Annotated in this window: 2 pseudogenes; both read right to left on the bottom strand. The window is 31.3% G+C overall.

Annotation, left to right across the window (positions count from 1 at the left end):
• A pseudogene (locus ELQ12_RS09905) lies at positions 1 to 187 on the bottom strand (hypothetical protein); the annotation flags it as partial.
• Positions 188 to 205: 18 nt separating this feature from the next.
• A pseudogene (locus tag ELQ12_RS09900) lies at positions 206 to 447 on the bottom strand (hypothetical protein); the annotation flags it as partial.

The raw sequence follows: 447 nt of genomic DNA, 5'->3' as shown, positions 1-447 counted from the left end.
AGTCTTTGTAGGGGGAGTTTCGTTTAATGTTGTGTGCTTCAAACAAAGCTTTGGAATATTCTTCGGTATAGTTGCCTTTTGCTGGTGGATGTGGATCTAAACTTTCTACAAAATATATTTTGTTTGTTTCTTTATCTACTTTTACGGCTATTCCATTAGGTGTATATATCTTATAAGTTTCACTCATCTTTTATCCTTTCTTAATTTAACCCATATATAAACCATCTTCCATGATTATAGTAGTGGCTAATCTGCCTATGAAGTTAGGCGGTAATTTTTGGGATTGTTTGTTTTCAGTTACACTTTCTATATATTCCTCGTTTTTTTCTTCTTCATCACCTTCTTTTTCTTGTAAATTGTCTTGTTTCTTATTTATCCCCATATACATAGCCTTAAGATTGTTTTGTCCTATGATATTGAGTTTTTCTAGTAATCTTCTGGTTTTAT

Source organism: Campylobacter sp. US25a (genome assembly GCF_004379075.1).
Classification (GTDB): Bacteria; Campylobacterota; Campylobacteria; order Campylobacterales; family Campylobacteraceae; genus Campylobacter_D; species Campylobacter_D jejuni.
The sequence above is the reverse complement of the archived record's forward strand: the minus strand, read 5'-3'. Positions and strand labels throughout refer to the sequence as shown.